We start from the raw sequence: 20,942 nt of genomic DNA, 5'->3' as shown, positions 1-20,942 counted from the left end.
AGCCCTGCACAGCCCCGCATAGAACAAACTCAAGTGATCTTTGGTAGGAGACTCCACATGAAACGTTTTAGCCCTGTGCATCTGGCCCTTGCTGCCGCCACGGCCTCTGCCGTCAGCGCAAACCCTGCGCTGGCCCAACTGGAAGAAGTGATTGTAACCGCCCAGAAGCGGGAACAGAGCCTGATTGATGTGCCCCTGTCGGTGGCCACCCTGTCCGGCGAGCGCTTTACCTCGCTGTTTGAAGGCGGTGCCGATATCCGCGGCCTGTCGGCCCGGGTGCCCGGCCTGTATGTGGAATCCTCCAACGGTCGCGTGGCCCCGCGCTTTTATATTCGCGGCCTCGGCAATATCGATTTCGACCTCGCCGCCTCCCAGCCGGTGTCGGTGATCATGGACGAGGTGGTCAAGGAAAACGTGGTGCTCAAGAGCTTCCCCCTGTTCGACATCGACCGGGTGGAAGTGCTGCGCGGGCCCCAGGGCTCACTGTTCGGGCGCAACACCACCGCCGGCATCGTCAAGTTCGATTCCAACAAACCCACCTACGAGCCCGAGGGCCACGCCAAAGTCGATGTAGGCACCCTTGGCACCACCAATTTTGAAGGCGCCATGAGCGGCGGCCTGACCGACACCCTGGCCGGGCGCATCGCCGTGCTCTACCAGAGCCGCGAGGACTACATCGACAACGACTTCACCGGCGAAGACGACGCCCTCGGTGGTTTTGTCGAGAAGGCCGCCAAGGGCTTCCTGCTGTGGGAGCCGAACGATCAGTTCTCTGCCCTGCTTGGCGCCCACTACCGCGATCTGGACGGCACCGCCGCCGTGTTCCGCGCCAATATCTTCGACCCGGGCAGTAACGACCTGAACGACAACTACGACCGCGACACCGTGTTCTTTGACGGCGGCGACAACAACCCACAGCAATACCAGAACGGCGGCGCCAACCTGAAGCTGGACTACGACATCGGCGCCGTGACACTGACCTCCATCACCTCCTGGGACGAGGCCGACGGGCGCAGCCTGGGTGACATCGACGGCGGCAACCTGGTCACCGGCCCGGGCTTTATTCCCTTCCCCTCCGAAACCCAGGACTCGGCGGATGTGGAGCAGTTCACCCAGGAATTGCGCGTGTCCAGCAACAGCGATGGCGCCTTTAACTGGCAGGCCGGCGCCTTCTATTTTGACGGCACCCTGGATGTAGAGACCGACCCGGGCTTTGTCCCCCCCACCACCGTCAACCACGACAACACCACCTGGGCCGTGTTCGGCCAGGGTGACCTGGCCCTGGGCGAGCTGTGGACCCTGACCGCCGGCATCCGCTACACCGACGATGACAAGGACTTTACCGCCCCCGGCTACGATGTGAGCGTGTCCGACGACCAGGTCAGCGGTGATGTCGCCCTGTCCTTCGCCGTCAGCGACAACAGCACCCTGTGGGCCAAGGTGGGCACCGGCTTTCGCGCCCCCACCATCCAGGGCCGCGACGTGGCCTTTGGCGCCGCGCCCTCGGTGGCGGATTCCGAAACCATCGACTCCATCGAGTTCGGCTACAAGGCCGAGCTGATGAACAATCGCCTGCGCCTGAACACGGCGGTGTTCTATTACGAAGTCAGCGATATGCAGTTCACCGCCGTTGGCGGCACCAACAACCTGATCCAGCTGGTGAACGCCGAGCAGGGCACAGGCCAGGGCATTGAACTGGATGTGGAATGGGCCGTTACCGACAACCTGCAGATGACCTTCGGCGCCGCCTATGCCGACACCGAGATTGAAGACGGCGACCTGCGCGTGGGTGGCTGCGGCTCCGGCATGTGCACCATCACCAACCCGGTGGACGAGAACGGCCTGGTGTTTGTGGATGGCAACCCCTTCCCCAACGCGCCGGAAACCACTTACAACTTCACCCTGTCCTACAGCGTGCCGGTGGGCCGGGAGTCCGAGCTGTTTGCGTTTACCGACTGGTCCTACCAGGGCGATACCCAGATCTTCCTTTACGATGCAGTGGAATTTCGCACCGAAGATCAGTTTGAAGGCGGCGTACGCCTGGGCTGGCGCCTGCGCGACGGCGGCTACGAAATCGCCCTGTTCGGCCGCAACATCACCGACGAGGAAAACGTGCAGGGCGCCATCGACTTCAACAACCTGACCGGCTTTACCAACGAGCCCCGGGTGTGGGGCCTGTCTCTGGCCACCCGGTTCTGACAGGGCGTAGCCGGAGTGAAAGCCATCTTCTACACTGGAAGATAGCCCGCGTAAAAACCCCGGCTCGCCGGGGTTTTTACTGTGTGGGCAGAATGATTGTGGTGCCTGACAATACGAAAACAGAGGGCTGAATCATGTTTATTGTCCAAAGTTATGCCGTGGCCGTGGCGCTGTGCTTTGTCACCATGCTGTGCTGGGGTTCCTGGGCCAACACCCAGAAAATGGCCACCCAACAATGGCGCTTCCAGCATTTTTACTGGGACTATTCCATCGGCGTGGTGCTGCTGGCCCTGCTGATGGCCTTTACCCTCGGCAGCAACGGCAGCGAAGGGCGCGGCTTTGTGCCGGATATTTCCCAGGCCAGTAGGCATGCCATTGTCATGGCCCTGCTGGGCGGCGCGGTATTCAACTTTGCCAACATCCTGCTGGTGATCGCCATCGATATCGCCGGCATGGCCGTGGCCTTCCCGGTGGGCATCGGGCTGGCGCTGGTGATCGGCGTGCTCGCCAACTACGACCCGGCCCAGGTACACCACCCCACACTGCTGTTTGTGGGCGTGGCCCTGGTGGTAGTGGCCATTGTGGTCGACGCCCTGATCTACCGCCGCATTCCCACCGAACGCTCTGCCAACACTGGCAAGGGCCTGGCCATTTCCATTGTGGCCGGCATCGCCATGGGGTTCTTCTACCGCTTTGTGGCCCAGTCCATGTCGTTTGACTTTGCCGCGCCAGAGGCCGGGCTGATGACGCCCTATTCCGCGGCCGTGGTGTTCGCCATCGGCCTGCTCGCCTCCAACCTGCTGTTCTTGCTGCCGCTGATGTACAGGCCGGTAACCGGCGAAGCGGCGCCGCCCGGTGAATACTTCAGCCGCGGCACGCCGCGCCTGCACATGGTGGGCATGCTTGGCGGCGCCATCTGGGCCACCGGCTTCTGCTTCAACATCATTGCCGCCGGCAAGGCGGGGTACGCCGTGTCCTACGGACTCGGCCAGGGCGCCACCATGGTGGCGGCCTTCTGGGGCGTGTTTATCTGGAAGGAGTTTCGCGATACCCCCGCCGGCACCGGCAAGCTGATTGGCGCCATGTTCGCGTGCTTTCTGCTGGGCCTGGCCCTGATTATCTACTCCAACCTGCAGGGGGCGTGATGGCACAGTTGCTTGTGGTCGGCTCCAGCAATACCGACATGATCCTGCAGGTGCCGCACCTGCCCCGCCCCGGTGAAACTGTGCTCGGCGGCACCTTCAGCACCGCCGCCGGCGGCAAGGGCGCCAACCAGGCGGTGGCCGCCGCCCGCGCGGGCGGCGAGGTGAGCCTGATTGCCCGGGTGGGGGATGACAGTTTCGGCGAGGCCGCCCTGGCCGGCTTTGCCGCCGACGGCGTGGATACCCGCTTTTGCAGCGTGGACCCAAAACTGCCCTCTGGCATCGCCCAGATTCTGGTGGGGGCCGACGGCCAGAACTGCATAGCCGTCGCCGCCGGCGCCAACGACGCCCTGGCGGTGCGCCACCTGGAAGCGGCCGCCAGCGCCTTTCGCAAGGCCGCGGTGGTGTTGCTGCAACTGGAAACCCCGCTGCCAACCGTGCTGCGCGCGGCGGCCCTCGGCAGAGAGGCCGACGCGGTGGTGATCCTGAACCCGGCCCCGGCGCAGGACCTGCCGGCCGAGCTCTACCCGCTGCTGGACATGATCACGCCCAATGAGACCGAGGCGGAATTACTCACCGGCATCGCCGTCAGCGACGCCAGCAGTGCCGCGGCCGCCGCCGCTGTGCTGCACCAGCGCGGCGTGGCCACGGTGCTGCTAACCCTCGGCGAGCGCGGCGTGTACATGTCGCGCGACGACGGGCAAAATAGCGCGCCCGGCCAGCTGCTAGGCGCCTACCCGGTGCAGGCAGTGGACAGCACCGCCGCCGGCGATGTGTTCAACGGCTGCCTGGCGGCCGCCCTGACCCGGGGCCAGGCGCTGGTCGACGCCATCGCCTTTGCCCAGGCCGCCGCGGCCCTGTCGGTGCAGACCCTGGGGGCGCAGGCCAGCGCCCCCACCCGCGATGCCATCGACCACTTTCTGCAATCCCGTTAATCCTGCAAGGAATCGCCCGATGTTCAGAGTCCTCAGTGCCCTCGCCCTTGTGCTGCCCCTGTTAGCGGCCAGCCTGCCGCTGTGCGCGGCGGAAAAGCCCATCCCCATCAAGGTGGTGGTGGTGACCATGTTCGAAACCGGCGAAGACAGCGGCGACGACGCCGGCGAATTCCAGCGCTGGAACGAACGCCTGCCCCTGGACACCGTATTCCCCGCGCCGCACATGCACCACGACATTCACTACAACGCCAGGCTCGGCGTGCTGGGCATTGTCACCGGCATGGGCACGGCCAACGCCGCCGCCAGTGTGATGGCCCTGGGCCTGGACCCGCGCTTCGACCTCAGCCAGGCCTACTGGCTGGTGGCCGGTATTTCCGGCTTTGACCCGGCAGACGCCTCGCTGGGCTCGGTGGCCTGGGCCGAGTACCTGGTGGACGGCGACCTCGCCCACGAAATTGACGCCCGGGAAATACCCGACGACTGGGACACCGGCTACTTCCCCCTGTTCAGCCAGGGCCCGAATGACCCCAAGCGCAAAAGCTACAGCCTGGGCGAAGTGTTCCAGCTCAACAGCAGCCTGGTGGAGTGGGCCTTCCAGCTGACCCGCGACATGGCACTGCCCGACGACCCGGCCCTGGCCGCCACCCGTAAGCTCTACCCGGACTACCCGGTGGCCCAGCGCACCCCCTTTGTGCTCAAGGGCGACCAGCTGGCGGCCATGACCTTCTGGCACGGCAAACTGCTGAACGACTGGGCCAACGCGTGGACCGACTACTGGACCGACGGCAAGGGCGAATTCGTCAGCTCCGCCATGGAGGACACCGGCACCTTCCAGTCGCTGACTTACCTGCACCAGGCCGGCAAGGTGGATAAAAACCGCGTGCTGGTGCTGCGCACCGCTTCCAACTTCACCATGCCACCCACCGGCAAGAGCGCGGCGCAGTACCTGCGCGAAGAGCAGCACGACAGCTATGCCGGCCTGGATGCAGCGCTGGAAAACGCCTGGCTGGTGGGCAGCAAGGTAGTAAAAGAGCTGAGTGAAAACTGGCAGAAGTACGCCACCACGACGCCTTCTCCGGCACCGGCTTCTGATTCAGCCCCAGCCCCAGCCCCGACAAACTAGGCGCGCAGCAGCACCGCCACCGCTGCGCCACCGCGCACCGCCGCCAGGCGCTGCGCCGCCGCCCTGGCACGCCGGCCGGAGGCGCACACAAACACCAGCCGCCCGGGCGCCGTCGGCAACGCCTGCAGTGCATTCGCGTTCTCCCAGTCCGGCAGGTGCAGGGCGCCGGCTATGGGCGCAGCAGTCATCTCGTCCGCGCTGCGCACATCCACCAACTGATCCCCCGGGCGCAGCTCCGCCGGCAACAGGGTAGCAATACGCAGCGGCGCCGCCGGCTCCTCGGCCTGGCCAAAATCCAAGGTGGCATAGCGCTGGTGCCAGAAGTCCACGGTCAACAGCCTGCCCACCAGCGCGCTCTCCGGTGCCAGCAACAGCTTGATGACTTCCTGGGCCTGCATGAGCCCCAGCGCCCCCACGGCGGTGCCCAGCACGCCGTGGCTACTGCAGTCGGGCGCCGCCGCCGGCACTGCCGGAAACAGGGCGCGGTAGCTCGGCGCATCCCGGCAGAACACACCCAGGTGCCCCCGGTTGCCGACAATGGCCGCCGAGACAAGGTAGGTATGTCCCGCCAGGCAGGCGTCGCTCGCCAGGTAGGTCACGGCAAAGCTGTCCGCTGCATCCACAACCACATCGTGTGCGGCAACCAGCGCGGCGGCGTTGGCATCGCGCAGGGGCTCCTGCTGCGCTGTCACTGTTATGTCGGTATTGAGTGCGCGCAGGTGGCGGGCCGCCGCCACCACCTTGGGCGTGCCCACATCCGACTCGCGGTAAAACACCTGCCGGTGCAGGTTGTGCAGCGCCACCACATCGGCATCCAGCAGGGTGATGTGGCCAATGCCGGCACCGGCCAGGTAGGCCGCCGCCGGCAGCCCAAGGCCACCCAGCCCCACCACCAGCACCCGCGCCTGCCCCAGGCGCCGCTGGCCCTGCTCCCCTACTTCCTCAAGGCGCAGCTGACGGCTGTAGCGCGATTCGCCAGACACCGGCCCTAACCGCCCTGTACCGGCGCAACGATATCCACCACCATGTCCTCGCGCAGTGCATAGGCCCCGCGCCCGGTTTGCGGCACAAAGTGGCCATCCACCGCCGTTGCCACCGCGCCGGCCTCAAAGCCGAGTTCGTCGATCAGCGCCGCCAGGGTGGCCGATGCCACCTGCAGCGCTTCACCGTTAATCTGTAATTTCATGTCCCAATGCCCTGTGATGAATAAGTGCCCTGTACTGAATAAGTGTCCTGCACTGAATAAGTATCCTGTGATGAGTCAATGCCGCCCGGCGCCAGCCCGCCCCGGCCACCCTCCAGGCAGCGGGACAACGCACGCACAGCCTGGCGGTAATCCGGCGCCTCGGTGATGGCGCGTACCACGGCAATGCTGCCCACCCCGGTGGCCGCCACGGCCGGCGCGCGCTGCACATCAATGCCGCCGATGGCGGTGAGCGGGTAGTGTCCGCCGAGCAGGTTCACCCATGCCTGCAACTGTTCCAGCCCCTGGGGCGCAAAGCGCATGGCCTTGGTGGTGGTGGCATAAATGGGCCCCAAGGCGATATAGGACGGGCCAAGTGCGTGGCTGCGGGCCAGCTCGTGCCAGGCGTGGTTGCTGGTGCCAAGGCGCAGGCCGGCGCGGGCGATGGCCGCCAGGTCCGCCGTGGCCAGGTCTTCCTGGCCCAGGTGTACACCGTAGGCCCCGCACGCAATGGCCAGGCGCCAGTGATCATTGACGAACAGCCGGCCGCCATAGCGGCGCTGGGCTGCCACCGCGCGCTGGATGCTGGCGCGCAGGGCCGGTTCATCGCCCGCCTTGATGCGCAGTTGCACCACCCCCACGCCCTCGGCAAACAAGCGCTCGACCCAGGTGGCACAATCCACCACCGGGTACAGCCCGAGGACGGGTGGGGACAAGGCGGGAAAGCCCGGCCCGGGGGGGTTGTTCGGGGTGGGAAAGGCCGGCGACAGGCGCGGTAAATCCTCCAGCCGGGGGCGCCAGTTGCCGTGTGCCACAGCGCCACTGCCGCCGGCCAGTGGCGTCGCCCGGCGCAGGCCGTGGCTCACCACCATCCTGCCCAGCACCACCGCATCCGCAAGCGCCAGCCCCTGGCCCAGCGCGCCGGCAATGGCCGAGGACAGGGTGCAGCCAGTGCCGTGATTGTGGGGCGTGTCGATGCGCTCACCGCGCAGCCAGAAGGCCTGCGTGGCGCTGCAAAAATAGTCGTAGCAATCGGCACCGCCCAGCTCAAGGTGGCCGCCGGTCACCAGCACCGCCCCCGCGCCCAGCGCCCGCAGGGCATGGGCCGCGCGCTCCACATCGGCGGCGCTGGCAATGGCCTGCCCGCTCAGCGCTTGCGCCTCCTGGCGGTTGGGCGTCAACAGAGTGATGCGCGGCAGCAACCGCCGCAGTTCCTCCATGCCCGCGTCATCCAGCAAGGCGCCGCCGGCGCTGGCACCCAGCACCGGGTCGCAGACCACCGGGCCGTTAAAACGCCCCAGAAACTCCCCCACCGCCGCCACAATGCCGGCGTTGCACAGCATGCCGAGCTTTACCGCGCTGGCGGGAAAGCCCTGCTCCAGCGCTGCCAGGCAGGCCCGCAGCTGGTGCAACGGCGTTGCGGTGACCCGCTGCACGCCGCTGCGGTTCTGCGCGGTGATGGCGGTAATTACGCTGCAGCCGTGTACGCCCAGGTCGCGCAGGGTGGCGAGGTCCGCCTCCACCCCGGCGCCGCCGCTGCAGTCGGAGCCGGCAATCACGTAGGCGTGGGGCACGCCGGTGCGCTCAGTCATGGGCCTGCCCCTGCTGCCAGAAGGGGGTGCCGAGCACCGGCGTGCTGGGCGCCGCGGTCTGGCGCCTGGGCATTGCGCCGGCCAGCCAGGCGTGCCGGCCCGCCTCCACGCCGGCGCGAAAGCCTCGGGCCATGGCCACCGGGTCTGCCGCCCTGGCCACCGCGGTGTTCAACAGCACCGCGCTGCAACCGAGCTCCATGGCCGCCGCCGCATGAGAGGGCACCCCCAGGCCGGCATCCACAATCAGCGGCACATCGGGCAGGCGGGCCCGCAGTGTTTCCAGCGCGTAGGGGTTAATCAGCCCCTGGCCGGTGCCGATGGGCGCGCCCCAGGGCATCAGCACTTCGCAGCCCACATCCAGCAGGCGCTGGCAGAGCACCAGATCGTCGGTGCAGTAGGGGAACACGGCAAAACCGTCTGCCACCAGATCCCGCGCCGCTGCCACCAATTCAAAGGCATCCGGCTGCAGGTTGTAGTCATCACCGATGACCTCCAGCTTGATCCAGTGAGTGTCAAAAATCTCCCGCGACATTTTCGCCAGCGTGATCGCCTCGGCGGCGCTGTGGCAGCCCGCGGTGTTGGGCAGCAAGCGCAGGTTCAGTTCGCGTATGCACTCCCAGATGCGATTGCCGCCGCCACTGGCCGGCGACTGGCGGCGCAAGCTCACGGTGACAACTTCGGCCCCGCTGGCCTGCACCGCCTGCTGCATGATGTGGGGCGAGGGGTACAGCGCGGTGCCAAGCAGAAAGCGGCTGTGCAGTTCCACGCCGTAGGCGTGCCAGGTATCACTCATGGCTTGATTCCTCTGGGCCGCGCCGGCGGCCTTTGACAGGTAAGGTTCGGGCCATCGGCCACCTCGTGCTGCACCGGCGCCAGCACCTCGCCGCCGGCCAGCAGCGACAGCACGCTGTTCACCACCGCCGGTGCCAGCAGGTAGCCGTGGCGATACAGGCCATTCACCTGCAGCAGGGCACCGCGCTGGATAATGTGCGGCAGATGGTCGGCGAAGGCCGGCCGGCAATGGGCGCGCGCTTCCAGCACCTGGGCCTCGGCAAAGCCGGGATGCACGGTGTACAGGGCAGACAGCAACTCCAGACAGGAGCGCACAGTGACCGGCGCCAGCGATTCGCTTTCAATTTCGGTGGCGCCGATCACGTAAATGCCGGCCGGGCGTGGCACCACGTAAAGCTGGTAGCGCGGGTGCATCAGGCGCACCGGCCGGCGCAGTTGGACCTCCGGCGTGTACACCCGCAGCACCTCGCCGCGCACGCCGCGAAAATTCGCCAACTGGTCACGGGCGCCAAAGCCCCGGCAGTCCAGCACCCGCTCAAACGGCAGGGTGGCGCCGTCTGTCACCAGGCCCGCCGGCGTCACGGCGCTGACTGTATGCCCCTGGCGCCACTGCCCGCCGAGGGCGACGATGGCGCCATCCAGGGCCTGGTACAGGGCGCGGTTATCCAACCAGCCCTCACCCGGCAGCCACAGGCCCTGGGTGAAGGCGCCAAGGCCCGGCTCCAGTTGCCGCAGCGCTGGCCCGTCCAACAAGCGACAGTCGCCCGCCGCCGGCGCCGCCATGCCCTGCAGGCGGCGATAAAACCAGTGCAATTCGGCCCGGTCGCTGCCGTGAGCCACCACCACACTGCCCTCGCAGCCAAAGGGCACAGCGCAACCGCTGTCGCGCGCCAGTTGCGCCAGCCAAGCGGGCCAGTCCTGCAGCGCCTGTAAGCCCGGTGTCAGGATGTCCGCGCTGCCGGCCACCGCCTCGCTGAAGGGCGCCAGCATGGCGGCGGCAATGAAACCAGCGGATTGCGCGCCGCTGCCATCGCGCTCAAACAGGGTCACCCTGTGGCCGGCGCGCAGCAATTGCCAGGCCAGCAGGCGCCCGCACAGGCCGGCGCCGGCGATGCCGATATTCACCCACGCTACTCCTGGCCGGCCTCCTGGTAGATCTCGGCCCCCGAGGCGCGAAACTCGGCGGACTTGCGCGCCATCTCAGCGTCGATATCCAGCAGGCGAATGGTCTCGCCCTGCACCGGGTAGCCGTTCTGGGCGGCGTATTCACGCACCTCCTGGGTGATCTTCATGGAGCAGAACTTCGGCCCGCACATAGAGCAGAAGTGCGCCACCTTGGCGGATTCCTTGGGCAGGGTCTCGTCGTGGTAGGCGCGGGCGGTGTCCGGGTCCAGTGCCAGGTTGAACTGGTCTTCCCAGCGAAACTCAAAGCGCGCCTTCGACAGCGCGTTATCGCGTAGTTGCGCGCCGGGGTGGCCCTTGGCCAGGTCTGCCGCGTGGGCCGCCAGTTTGTAGGTGATGATGCCGGTTTTCACATCGTCCTTGTCCGGCAGGCCCAGGTGCTCCTTGGGTGTGACGTAGCAGAGCATGGCGGTGCCGTACCAGCCGATCATGGCGGCGCCAATGCCGGAGGTAATGTGGTCGTAACCCGGGGCAATGTCGGTGGTCAGCGGCCCCAGGGTGTAGAACGGCGCCTCGTGGCAGTACGCCAGTTGCTTGTCCATGTTGTCCTTGATCATGTGCATGGGCACATGGCCGGGGCCCTCGATCATCACCTGCACATCGTGCTGCCAGGCCCGGCGGGTCAGCTCGCCGAGGGTTTGCAGCTCGCCGAACTGGGCCTCGTCGTTGGCATCCGCCAGCGAGCCGGGGCGCAGGCCATCGCCCAGCGAAAAGCTGACATCGTAGGCCTTCATGATCTCGCAGATGTCATCGAAATGGGTGTACAGGAAGTTCTCCCGGTGATGGGCCAGGCACCACTTGGCCATGATGGAACCACCGCGGGAGACAATGCCCGTCACCCGCCTGGCGGTGAGCGGCACATAGCGCAACAGCACACCGGCATGGATGGTAAAGTAGTCCACGCCCTGCTCGGCCTGCTCGATCAGCGTGTCGCGGAAAACCGCCCAGGTGAGGTCTTCCGCCACGCCCCCTACCTTCTCCAGCGCCTGGTAAATGGGCACCGTGCCCACCGGCACCGGGGAATTGCGGATGACCCACTCGCGGGTCTCGTGAATATTGGCGCCGGTGGACAGATCCATCATGGTATCCGCGCCCCAGCGAATACCCCAGGTCAGCTTGGCCACCTCCTCTTCGATGGACGAGCCCAGCGCCGAGTTGCCGATATTGCCGTTGATTTTCACCAGGAAGTTGCGGCCGATAATCATCGGCTCGATTTCCGGGTGGTTGATGTTGGCAGGGAGAATAGCGCGGCCTTCGGCGATCTCGCGGCGTACAAATTCCGGGGTAATTTCATCGGGAATGCCGGCACCGAAGGGCTCCCCCGGGTGCTGCTGCCCCAGTTCCACCAGCTCCCGCGCCTGCTGCAGGCCCATGTTTTCGCGGATGGCCACGTACTCCATCTCCGGCGTGATAATGCCCTGGCGCGCGTAGTGCAGTTGCGACACATTGCGCCCGGCCACAGCCCGGCGCACGGGCCGGGTCAGGTGAAAACGCAGGTGGGCCAGCCCGTCATCCGCCAGGCGCTGTTGCGCAAAGGCGGAGCTGCCCTCGGCCAGCACTTGTGTATCTTCGCGCGCGGCAATCCAGGGCTCGCGCAGTGGCGCCAGCCCCTGGCGAATGTCGATGGACACCGCAGGGTCGGTGTAGGGGCCTGAGGTGTCGTACACCCGGATGGGCGGATTGGGGCGCTGCTCGGACACCCCGCCGGCCATGGCCACCGCGGTAGGCGTCTGGCTGATTTCGCGCATCGCCACGCGGATGTCGGGCCGCGAGCCCTCGACGTGGATTTTTCGCGAGGCGGGAAAGCCCTGCAGTGATTCACTGTCGGCCTGTGCTTCCAGGCCAAGAATTTTTTCTGATGCTGTGCGTCCCAAAACGGCTACCTCCGTGGCGTTGATGACGCCGGGGTAACACATGGAGCCCGGGAGAAGCCTGCCGAAGGGCCACGGGACGCAACGGGCGTTGCGGGGCACTGGGACGGCTGTCTTGTTCCCTACGCAGGTGCGAGCCTGATCAGGTTCCACGGGTAAAGTCTCAGCCTGGCAAGCAGGCACCCCGACAAGAAGTCAGCGCACGTTACTGAAGCCGTGCAGCGATTGCAAGCGGGGCTAGATTCAACAGGGTGAGATTCAGTGAGGCATGACCAACCGACTGCGATGGGCCGGCCGATAGCGAACCGCCGGTGCTGGCGATGCCGCGCGAGCGGCGAGTTCCCCGCGACTTTGCCATTTTTTCACAAATCTCACAGGTACTTTTTACGCCACTTGACAAACCCGCTGCACTAGACTCCAAGGTGTAGAAGTTACCGTGTGATGTAGAAGGTGAAAATGAAACGTCGTGATCAAGGCAAAACGAGCCTGGTAGAGTTCATGCGCAGCATCAAGTTCAGCCACGAGGGTGGCCACCGCGATGCCAGCGCCTGCAGCACCCACTTTGCCGACTTCGAGCAACGCGCCCGCACACGCCGCCAGTACAGCAGCGAAGATGCGCAGCTGATTCGCAGCGCGAACTGATGCGCACCTGAGGCAGTCCTGCGGCCCACCACGGTGACGCCGCAACACCGGAGCGCAGCGCCGTTCCATGCTAGACTTCGCGGCAATTTCCTTGCGCCCATTCCCAAGGACTGCCCGTGAGCAACTCCCGCGACAACATCTACGCCGAACCGGTCGACCCGGGCCTGTTTCGCTTCGACGACAAAGTGGCCCGGGTTTTCCCGGACATGATCAAGCGCTCGGTGCCGGGCTACAGCACCATTGTGGCGATGACCGGCCTGCTGGCCGGGCGCTACGCCACCCCCGGCAGCAAGCTGTTTGACCTTGGCTGTTCGCTGGGCGCGTCCACCCTGGCCATGCGCCAGAACGTGCACCACAGCGACTGCGAAATCATCGGCGTGGATAACTCCCAGGCCATGCTGGAGCGCTGCCGCAGCGTGATCGACACCGACAGCCACGAGGTGCCCGTGACCCTGCAGTGCGCCAACCTGCAGGACGTTGCCATTGCGGATGCGTCGGTGGTGGTGCTCAACTTCACCCTGCAGTTTATTCCCCGGGAAGAGCGCGACGCGGTGATTGGCCGCATTCATCAGGGGCTGCGCCCCAGCGGCATCATGGTGTTGTCAGAGAAGGTCACCTTCGAGGATCCCCACCTCGATGAGCTCAACATCGACCTGCATCACAACTTCAAGCGCGCCAACGGCTACAGCGACCTGGAAATTGCCCAGAAGCGCCAGGCACTGGAAAACTACCTGCGCCCGGAGACCCTGGCCGAACACAAACAGCGCATTGCCGACGCCGGTTTTGACAGCTGTGATGTGTGGTTCCAGTGTTTCAACTTCGCTTCACTGGTGGCCCTGAAGCGGCAATGATCGACTACCAGCCCCTGATTGAGCGCTGGCGCGACGGTGAACTCGCCGCCTGGGCCGATGCACTGCCACAGCAGATTTCAAGCGGCCTGTCACACCAGCGCTATGGCGATCTGCAGCGCTGGCTGGATGCCCTGGCCGCCCTCCCCGACCTGAACGTGAGCACCCGCCACCTGGATGCCAGCCGTGTCGGCGCCAGCAGTGCCGCCGCGCTGGATGCGGCCACAACAGCCCAGCTGGCCGACACCCTCCAGCAGCTGCACCCCTGGCGCAAAGGGCCCTTCGAGCTGTTCGGCGTGCATATCGACACCGAATGGCGCTCGGACTGGAAGTGGGATCGCATCGCCCCCCACCTGGATGACCTCAGCGGCCGCCGCGTGCTGGATGTGGGCTGCGGCAGCGGCTACCACTGCTGGCGCATGGCCGGTGCCGGCGCGGCGGAGGTGATCGGCATCGACCCGACGCCCTTGTTTGTGGTGCAGTTCTGGGCCCTGCAGAAATACCTGCAGCAGGACCATGTGTGGCTGCTGCCAATGGGTATACAGGATGTGCCGGCACAGCTGCGGGCCTTTGATACGGTGTTCTCGATGGGCGTGCTGTATCACCGGCGCTCGCCCATGGACCACCTGCAGGAATTGCGCGACTGCCTGCGGCCGGGCGGGCAGCTGGTGCTGGAAACCCTGGTGATTGAGGGCAAACTGGGTGACACCCTGGTGCCCGAGGGCCGCTACGCCCGCATGGGCAACGTGTGGTTTTTACCCAGCACCGACACTCTGCTGAGCTGGGCCCACAAGCTGGGCTTTGTTGAGGCCGCGCTGGTGGATGTATCCACCACCAGCGTCGAGGAGCAGCGCGCCACCGACTGGATGCGCTTTCATTCGCTGGCGAATTTTCTGGACCCTGCAGACAGCGGCAAAACCATCGAGGGCTACCCGGCACCGCGGCGCGCCGTGATCACCGCCCGGGCGCCCGGCTGAGGCGGCAGGCGTGAACCGCGTTTTTTCACACCCCCAGCTGGCCATCGTGGTGCAAATGCGTGACGTGCTGGCCCAGGCAGGCATCGACGCCCACCTGCGCAATGAATACGCCGCCGGGGCCGCCGGGGAGCTGGCGCCCATCGACACCTGGCCGGAACTCTGGCTGGCCAGGCCCCGCGACACCGAGCGTGCGCTGGCGCTTATCGCCTCGGTACAGCAGCAGAGCGACGAGCCCGACTGGCAATGCGCTAGCTGCAACAGCGACTCACCCGCCAGCTTCGATTATTGCTGGCGCTGCGGCGCGGACCGGCGCGCAGGCCGCTAGTTTCGCAGCCATCAACTGCCGGCGACGGCGCGTATCAGGCGCGCTCTAGGTAGATGGCGCCCTCCCCCTCGTCGCCGGCACAGTCATCCGGGTTGCGCAAACGGCACTGGCGCAGTGACAGGCAACCGCAACCGATACAGCCATCCAGCTCATCCCGCAGCCGCTGCAGCTGCTCGATACGTGCCTGCAGTTGCGAACGCCAGCGGGTCGACAGGCGCTTCCAGTCTGCCTTGGTGGGGGTGCGATCCACCGGCAGGGTCGCCATGGCATCGGCGATGTCCGCCAGCGACAGCCCCAGCCGCTGTGCGGTCTTGATTACCGCGATGCGCCGCAGCACGCCCCGCCGGTAGCGGCGCTGGTTGCCCGCATTGCGCTCGCTGCCGATCAGGCCGCGGCTCTCGTAAAAATGCAGGGTTGCCACCGAAACGCCGGCGCGCTCGGCAATTTGCCCAACGCTGAAACTCGCCTCTGAAATTGCCATGCAGAACTCCCTTGACCTCAAGTTAAGCTGAGGTTCTACACTGCGCGCACCATCCAATCAAGCCAGCCATTGGGGCAAACGGAGATACATCATGATTTCAGCGCAAGCCGAGAGCCGCCCCACACTTGAGGCCATCGATCACATTCACCTGCAGGTGCCAGACAAACACGCCGCCGCCCGGTGGTACGAGAACATTCTGGGGCTCAGCGCCGACCCGCGCTTTGCGCTTTGGAACACCGACACCGGGCCGCTGGTGATCAACAACGCCGAGGGCAACGAGCACGAAATCACGACCTATGACGTCGCATAGAGCAGCCTGGCGCAGCCTAGTGCAGGGCCTTTTCGCGCCGGTGCTCGTGGAACACGTACTCAAACACCTCGCGGTAGGTGCGGGCGAAGTGCACCGTGATGCCCTCGCGCAGATAGTCCGGCAGCTCTTCAAAATCGCGCTTGTTGGGGTGGGGCAGAATCAACTCCATGATCCTGCTGCGCCGGGCGGCAATCACTTTTTCACGAATGCCGCCCACGGCGAGCACCTGGCCGGTGAGGGTCAGCTCACCGGTCATGGCCAGGGGGCGCTTGATGCGCTCCTTGCGCGCCAGTGACACCAGCGCGGTGGCCATGGTGATGCCGGCGCTCGGGCCGTCCTTGGGCGTGGCGCCCTCGGGCACGTGCAAATGCACCATGCTCATGTCGAAGAAATCCGGATCGCAACCGTAGTCCTTCAAGTGGGCAATCACGTAGCTGTAGGCGATCTCGGCGGATTCCTTCATCACCTCACCCAGCTTGCCGGTGGTTTTAAAGCCCCGGTTGAGGGTGTGGATCTGGGAGGATTCAATCGCCAGGGTGGCGCCGCCCATGGCGGTCCAGGCAAGCCCGGTGGCCACCCCCACGCCGCGCAGGGTTTTCTCCGGCGAGAACGGCGGTTTGCCGAGCAGTTCCTCGATGTCCTTCTTGCCGACTCGCAGTTTGTCCTCGCCGGTATCGAGCATTTTCACAATGCTCTTGCGCATGATGCGCGACAGCTGCTTTTCCAGGTTGCGCACACCCGCCTCGCGGCAATAGGACTCGATCACGTACTTCATCGCCGCGTCGTTGATTTTCAGCTGGTCGTCGCTGAGGCCGTGGCGCTCGAGCTGCTTGGGCCACAGGTGTCCTTTGGCAATAGCGAGTTTTTCCTCCGCCACGTAGCCGGCCAGGCGTATCACCTCCATGCGGTCCAGCAGCGGGCCGGGGATGGTGTCCAGCTGGTTGGCGGTGCAGACAAACAGCACCTTGGACAGATCCAGCCGCAGGTCGAGGTAGTGGTCGAGAAATTCGCTGTTCTGTTCCGGGTCCAGCACCTCCAGCAGGGCCGACGCCGGGTCGCCCTGGTAGGAGGCGCCAATCTTGTCGATTTCATCCAGCATGATCACCGGGTTGGATACTTCAACATCCTTCAGCGCCTGCACCAGCTTGCCGGGCATGGCGCCGATATAGGTGCGCCGGTGGCCCTTGATTTCCGCCTCGTCGCGCATGCCGCCCAGGCTGAAGCGGTAGAATTGGCGGCCCAGGGCGTCGGCCACTGAGCGGCCAATGCTGGTTTTACCCACCCCGGGCGGGCCCACCAGCAACAGAATGGAACCGGCGATTTCGCCCTTGTGGGCACCCACCGCCAGAAATTCGAGAATGCGGTCTTTCACGTCTTCAAGGCCCGCGTGCTGTTCGTCCAGCACTGCGCGGCCGTGGGCCAGATCCAGTTTGTCTTCGGAGGTAACGCCCCAGGGCACCTGGGTGGCCCAGTCCAGGTAATTGCGGGTAACGCCGTATTCCGGCGACCCGGTCTCCAGCACGGCAAGCTTGTCCAGCTCGTCTTCAATGCGCTGGGCGGCGGCTTCCGGCAGGGTCTTGTCGGCAATGCGCTCGCGAAACAGCTCCACGTCGGAGGTGCGGTCGTCCTTGGAGATGCCCAGCTCTTTCTGGATCACCTTCAGCTGCTCGCGCAGGAAGAATTCGCGCTGCTGCTCGGAGACCTTCTCATTCACCTGGCTGGTGATTTTGCCCTGCAACTCGGCCACTTCCCGCTCTTTGCGCAGCAGGGTGAGGGATTTGTCCATCCGCGACAGCAGTGGCAGGGTATCGAGAATTTCCTGCAGGTCGTCCCCGGCCGCCGAGGTCAGCGCGGCGGAGAAGTCCGCCAGCAGGCTCGGCTGGTTGGGGTTGAAGCTGGACATGTACTGCTTGAGCTCTTCGCTGTACAGCGGGTTCAGCGGCAGCAGTTCCTTGATCTGTTGCAGCAGGGCCATGGCATAGGCCTTGACCTCGTCGGAGTCGCGGTCGCCCTGGCTTTTGGGGTACTCCACCTGCACCAGGTAGGGCGGCTTGTCGTTGAGCCAGCGCACAATGCGAAAGCGCTTGAGCCCCTGGGCCAGGAACTGGCCGGGGCCGGCGCCACTGCCATCCGGCGGCTGGTGCAGGCGCACCACGCAGCCGATATCGGGAAACTGGCGCGGGCCGGGGCGCTCGCCCTCGCCCTGGTCCACATAGCTGAGGCCAATCACATTGACCTTGGCCTTGGCCACCGCCTTGAGGGTGTCACCCCAGTCACGGGGGTTGATCGCCACCGGCTGCACCTGGCCGGGAAAGAACGGGCGCACCGGGTTAGGGATGAGGTAGAGCGTGTCCGGCAGCATATCCTCTGCCACCGCCGGCGCCTGCCGGCCCTGGGGCTCTTCGTAAGACACTGAAAGCTGTTCGGTACCGCCGTTTCCGGATTCATCCATGCACTTGGCCGCCTTGCTGTCTGTGAGAAATACGTTGGCTGGATATGGGAGCGCCACGCGGGATTTCAAGCCGCAGCGCATTCTATACCGGATGCACAGGCGCTATACTTGCGGCCTTTTGTTTTTAAGGCCCCCGGGGGCCGCCGTACAGCACAGGAGCACAGCGTGCACATTGAACAGGCATCCGCAAGCGAATTGAAAACCCAGCTTGAGGAACTCTACGCGAAATACGACCAGTTGGCCGAACGCAAGCTGGCCCTGGACCTCACCCGCGGCAAGCCAGGCAGTGAGCAGGTTGCCCTGTCGAACGCGCTGGATGGCGTCCTGAACGGCGACTATCGCGCCGCCGATGGCACCGACGTGCGCAACTACGGCGGCCTGGACGGCCTGAGTGAAGCCCGCGCCCTGTTCGGCGCCCTGCTCGGCACCACCGAAGAGGAAACCCTGGTGGGCGGCAACAGCAGCCTGACCCTGATGTACCAGGTGATCGACTTCGCCATGAACGAAGGCCTGCGCGGCGAAGACACCGCCTGGGCCCTGGGCGACAAGGTCAAGTTCCTGTGCCCGGTGCCGGGCTACGACCGCCACTTTTCCATTTGCGAGTACATGCGCATCGAGATGATCCCGGTGCCGATGCTGGACAGCGGCCCGGACATGGACGTGGTGGAACAGTTGGTCAAAGCCGACCCCACCATCAAGGGTATCTGGTGCGTGCCGCGCTTCAGCAACCCTACCGGCACTGTGTACAGCGACGCTACGGTGGAGCGCATCGCCAGGCTGCCGCTGATTGCCGGCGAGCACTTTATTGTGATGTGGGACAACGCCTACGCCGTGCACACCCTGCAGGCCGACGCCCCCGCCCTGGCACCGATCAGCGACTACTGCCGCCGCCACGACACCATGGACGGCGTCTTCCAGTTCGGCTCCACCTCCAAGATCACCTTCGCCGGCGCCGGCGTGGCCTTCATCGGCTCCAGCGAGCGCAACCTGTCCACCCTCAAGGCCCACCTGGCCTTCCAGACCATCGGCCCGGACAAGGTCAACCAGCTGCGCCATGTGCGCTTTCTGAAAGATGCCAAGGGCGTTGCCGCGCACATGGAAAAACACGCTGCGCTGATCCGCCCGCGCTTTAAGGCGGTGCTGGAGACCCTGCAACGTGAGCTGGCCGACACCGGCATGGGCGAGTGGACGGCACCGGCCGGCGGCTACTTCATCTCCTTTGATACCCGCCCCGGCCTGGCGCAGGAGGTGGTGGATCTGGCGGGCAGCATCGGCGTCAAACTCACCCCGGCGGGAGCGACCTTCCCCTATGGCAGGGACGAGGCCGACCGCAACATCCGCCTGGCGCCGACCTTCCCCTCGGAAGCGGACGTGCAGGCGAGCGTGGATGCCTTTGTGCTGTGCGTGAAGCTGGCGAGTGTGAAGCAGCGGCTGACGGAAATCGCTGGCTGATTCTTCTGAACTGCCGCAGTCGCCCCTGCCGCCTGGCGGGGGCAGGGAAGGACGATCAGTCCTCGGTCTGCTGCCCCGGCAAATGCGCCCCGGAGAACGGGAAGCTGGCCACGTTGCTGCCTTCGCGCGCCGGGCTGTCGGACACTTTCACCGAGCCCTCTTTCTCCACTTCGTCGATACGGATCACCGACTGCAGGGGCACATAGCTGCGCTTGACGCCGCTGAACTCGTTTTTCAGCTTCTCTTCACTCGGGTCCACCACAATCTGCGAGCGCTCGCCGAAGATAAACTCCTCGATCTCGATAAAGCCCCACATATCGCTCTGGTAAATCTGGCGCGCAAAGACCTCAAAGACCTGCGAGCCATTCTGGAAGATCACCTTGTAGACGGGTTGGTTTGCCATGCTGTCCTCTGGGCGGGCCGCTCTCGGCTGCGGCCGCGTGGTTGTCCCTGGCGACAAAGGCCGGGGGCCCGCATCGTCAGGGCGCGCAATAGTACCACCGTGGCAGCGAATTTCCACCCCGCAGGCCGCGCAAATGCTGGGTTTTACCGGGATGACTCTGTATAATCCGCTGCCTTTTCGAAACCGGAATCGCCGCCGCGAGCGGCCAGTCGCGTGAGCAAGAAGCTTTACATCAAAACCCACGGTTGCCAGATGAACGAGTACGACTCCGCGCGCATGCGCGACCTGCTCGAGGCAAGCCACGGCCTGACCACCACCGACAACCCAGAGGAGGCCGATGTATTGCTGCTAAACACCTGTTCCATCAGGGAAAAAGCCCAGGAGAAGGTGTTCCACCAGCTGGGCCGCTGGAAGCACCTGAAGCAGAAGAACCCGGACCTCATCATTGGCGTGGGCGGCTGTGTGGCCAGCCAGGAAGGCGAGGAAATCGGCAAGCGCGCCCCCTATGTGGACCTGGTGTTTGGCCCCCAGACCCTGCACCGCCTGCCGGACATGATGGCCCAGCGCGCCGCCAGTGCCGGCACCGGCCCCGGCGGCACCCTGGTGGTGGATGTCAGCTTCCCGGAAATCGAGAAGTTCGACCGCCTGCCAGAGCCCAAGGTGGAAGGCCCCACCGCTTTTGTCTCCATCATGGAAGGCTGCAGCAAGTACTGCACCTTCTGCGTGGTGCCCTACACCCGGGGCGAGGAAGTGTCCCGGCCGCTGGATGATGTGATCGCCGAGATTGCCCACCTGGCCGGCAGTGGCGTGCGCGAGGTCAACCTGCTGGGGCAGAACGTGAATGCCTACCGCGGCGAGAACCACCTGGGCGAGGTGGTCGACTTTGCCGAGCTGCTGCACTTTGTGGGCTCCTCGTCACTCTGAGTGGAATTAGACCACATGCTGGGGCATCCTACCGCGCACCGAAAGACAAGGAATGGCAACATGCGCAGCGACGATATTCTGCTGCTGGGGATTGGCATTCAGCCACCCT

The 20,942-nt window shown here is 65.3% G+C and carries 19 protein-coding genes, 1 pseudogene and 1 riboswitch; of the genes and pseudogenes, 11 read left to right on the top strand and 9 right to left on the bottom strand.

The window, feature by feature from the left end:
- Positions 1–57: 57 nt before the first annotated feature.
- The 4 genes from DDZ17_RS21460 (at position 58) to DDZ17_RS21445 (ending at position 5,399) form a co-directional block, all read left to right on the top strand.
- Positions 58–2,199 carry a TonB-dependent receptor gene (locus DDZ17_RS21460; protein ID WP_116369097.1) on the top strand — a complete coding sequence of 714 codons (2,142 nt, stop codon included), beginning with the start codon at positions 58–60 and terminating at the stop codon, positions 2,197–2,199.
- 134 nt (positions 2,200–2,333) lie between these two features.
- Positions 2,334–3,344, top strand: coding sequence for a GRP family sugar transporter (locus tag DDZ17_RS21455; protein WP_116369096.1), 1,011 nt, complete (start codon positions 2,334–2,336; stop codon positions 3,342–3,344).
- A complete protein-coding gene (rbsK, locus tag DDZ17_RS21450) occupies positions 3,344–4,276 on the top strand; it encodes a ribokinase (protein ID WP_116369095.1) in 933 nt (310 codons plus the stop codon). The genes DDZ17_RS21455 and rbsK overlap by 1 nt, the downstream gene beginning before the upstream one ends.
- A gap of 19 nt (positions 4,277–4,295) precedes the next feature.
- Positions 4,296–5,399: a purine nucleoside permease gene (locus DDZ17_RS21445; protein WP_116369094.1), complete on the top strand. Its 1,104-nt coding sequence runs from the start codon at positions 4,296–4,298 to the stop codon at positions 5,397–5,399.
- On the opposite strand, the gene DDZ17_RS21440 is transcribed toward DDZ17_RS21445, so the two are convergent.
- Genes DDZ17_RS21440 through thiC form a run of 6 tightly spaced genes read right to left on the bottom strand, consistent with a single transcriptional unit; the run spans position 5,396 to position 12,022 of the window.
- Positions 5,396–6,382, bottom strand: coding sequence for a HesA/MoeB/ThiF family protein (locus tag DDZ17_RS21440; protein ID WP_116369093.1), 987 nt, complete (start codon positions 6,380–6,382; stop codon positions 5,396–5,398). The two genes, DDZ17_RS21445 and DDZ17_RS21440, sit on opposite strands and share 4 nt — an antisense overlap.
- A 5-nt stretch (positions 6,383–6,387) precedes the next feature.
- Positions 6,388–6,585, bottom strand: a complete 198-nt coding sequence (gene thiS / locus DDZ17_RS21435) for a sulfur carrier protein ThiS (protein ID WP_116369092.1) — start codon at positions 6,583–6,585, stop codon at positions 6,388–6,390.
- Positions 6,582–8,174 (bottom strand): thiamine phosphate synthase, encoded by a 1,593-nt coding sequence (thiE, locus tag DDZ17_RS21430; RefSeq protein ID WP_116369091.1) that lies wholly within the window; start codon positions 8,172–8,174, stop codon positions 6,582–6,584. Before thiE ends, thiS begins: the two co-directional genes overlap by 4 nt.
- Positions 8,167–8,967: a thiazole synthase gene (locus DDZ17_RS21425; RefSeq protein WP_116369090.1), complete on the bottom strand. Its 801-nt coding sequence runs from the start codon at positions 8,965–8,967 to the stop codon at positions 8,167–8,169. Before DDZ17_RS21425 ends, thiE begins: the two co-directional genes overlap by 8 nt.
- Entirely contained in the window at positions 8,964–10,091 is a 1,128-nt protein-coding gene (gene thiO / locus DDZ17_RS21420; protein WP_116369089.1) for a glycine oxidase ThiO, read from the bottom strand. Before thiO ends, DDZ17_RS21425 begins: the two co-directional genes overlap by 4 nt.
- 5 nt (positions 10,092–10,096) lie before the next feature.
- Positions 10,097–12,022, bottom strand: coding sequence for a phosphomethylpyrimidine synthase ThiC (gene thiC, locus DDZ17_RS21415; protein WP_277749342.1), 1,926 nt, complete (start codon positions 12,020–12,022; stop codon positions 10,097–10,099).
- A gap of 99 nt (positions 12,023–12,121) precedes the next feature.
- A riboswitch (TPP riboswitch) is annotated at positions 12,122–12,216 on the bottom strand.
- A gap of 259 nt (positions 12,217–12,475) precedes the next feature.
- On the opposite strand from thiC, the gene DDZ17_RS22585 reads away from it, so the two are divergent.
- The 4 genes from DDZ17_RS22585 to DDZ17_RS21400 all read left to right on the top strand — a co-directional run bounded on the left by DDZ17_RS22585 (position 12,476) and on the right by DDZ17_RS21400 (position 14,811).
- The gene (locus DDZ17_RS22585) at positions 12,476–12,661 is read left to right on the top strand and encodes a hypothetical protein (protein WP_157976790.1); all 186 of its coding nucleotides are present in this window, start codon (positions 12,476–12,478) and stop codon (positions 12,659–12,661) included.
- 116 nt (positions 12,662–12,777) lie between these two features.
- A complete protein-coding gene (gene cmoA / locus DDZ17_RS21410; protein WP_116369087.1) occupies positions 12,778–13,512 on the top strand; it encodes a carboxy-S-adenosyl-L-methionine synthase CmoA in 735 nt (244 codons plus the stop codon).
- Positions 13,509–14,486 carry a tRNA 5-methoxyuridine(34)/uridine 5-oxyacetic acid(34) synthase CmoB gene (cmoB, locus tag DDZ17_RS21405; protein WP_116369086.1) on the top strand — a complete coding sequence of 326 codons (978 nt, stop codon included), beginning with the start codon at positions 13,509–13,511 and terminating at the stop codon, positions 14,484–14,486. The genes cmoA and cmoB overlap by 4 nt, the downstream gene beginning before the upstream one ends.
- A gap of 10 nt (positions 14,487–14,496) precedes the next feature.
- On the top strand, positions 14,497–14,811 hold the full coding sequence (locus DDZ17_RS21400; protein ID WP_116369085.1) for a putative signal transducing protein: 315 nt from the start codon (positions 14,497–14,499) through the stop codon (positions 14,809–14,811).
- Positions 14,812–14,845: 34 nt separating this feature from the next.
- Here DDZ17_RS21400 and soxR read toward each other — a convergent pair whose 3' ends face one another.
- Positions 14,846–15,292 carry a redox-sensitive transcriptional activator SoxR gene (gene soxR, locus DDZ17_RS21395; protein WP_116369084.1) on the bottom strand — a complete coding sequence of 149 codons (447 nt, stop codon included), beginning with the start codon at positions 15,290–15,292 and terminating at the stop codon, positions 14,846–14,848.
- 91 nt (positions 15,293–15,383) lie between these two features.
- Between soxR and DDZ17_RS21390 the strand changes: the two genes are divergently transcribed.
- Positions 15,384–15,602, top strand: coding sequence for a VOC family protein (locus DDZ17_RS21390; RefSeq protein ID WP_116369083.1), 219 nt, complete (start codon positions 15,384–15,386; stop codon positions 15,600–15,602).
- A gap of 16 nt (positions 15,603–15,618) precedes the next feature.
- Here the strand turns inward: DDZ17_RS21390 and lon are convergent, their stop codons facing one another.
- On the bottom strand, positions 15,619–18,054 hold the full coding sequence (gene lon, locus DDZ17_RS21385; RefSeq protein ID WP_116369082.1) for an endopeptidase La: 2,436 nt from the start codon (positions 18,052–18,054) through the stop codon (positions 15,619–15,621).
- Between the two features lie 165 nt (positions 18,055–18,219).
- On the opposite strand from lon, the gene DDZ17_RS21380 reads away from it, so the two are divergent.
- The gene (locus DDZ17_RS21380; protein ID WP_116369081.1) at positions 18,220–19,506 is read left to right on the top strand and encodes an aspartate aminotransferase type Ic; all 1,287 of its coding nucleotides are present in this window, start codon (positions 18,220–18,222) and stop codon (positions 19,504–19,506) included.
- Between the two features lie 55 nt (positions 19,507–19,561).
- Here DDZ17_RS21380 and DDZ17_RS21375 read toward each other — a convergent pair whose 3' ends face one another.
- Positions 19,562–19,909 carry a DUF1820 family protein gene (locus DDZ17_RS21375; RefSeq protein ID WP_116369080.1) on the bottom strand — a complete coding sequence of 116 codons (348 nt, stop codon included), beginning with the start codon at positions 19,907–19,909 and terminating at the stop codon, positions 19,562–19,564.
- A 213-nt stretch (positions 19,910–20,122) separates the two neighbouring features.
- On the opposite strand from DDZ17_RS21375, the pseudogene DDZ17_RS21370 reads away from it, so the two are divergent.
- Positions 20,123–20,815, top strand: a pseudogene (locus DDZ17_RS21370) (radical SAM protein); the annotation flags it as partial.
- Positions 20,816–20,942: the final 127 nt, after the last annotated feature.

Origin of the sequence: Parahaliea mediterranea (genome assembly GCF_003402235.1) — a bacterium.
In the GTDB taxonomy this organism is placed as follows: Bacteria; Pseudomonadota; Gammaproteobacteria; order Pseudomonadales; family Halieaceae; genus Parahaliea; species Parahaliea mediterranea.
This window is presented reverse-complemented; position numbering and strand designations above follow the sequence as displayed.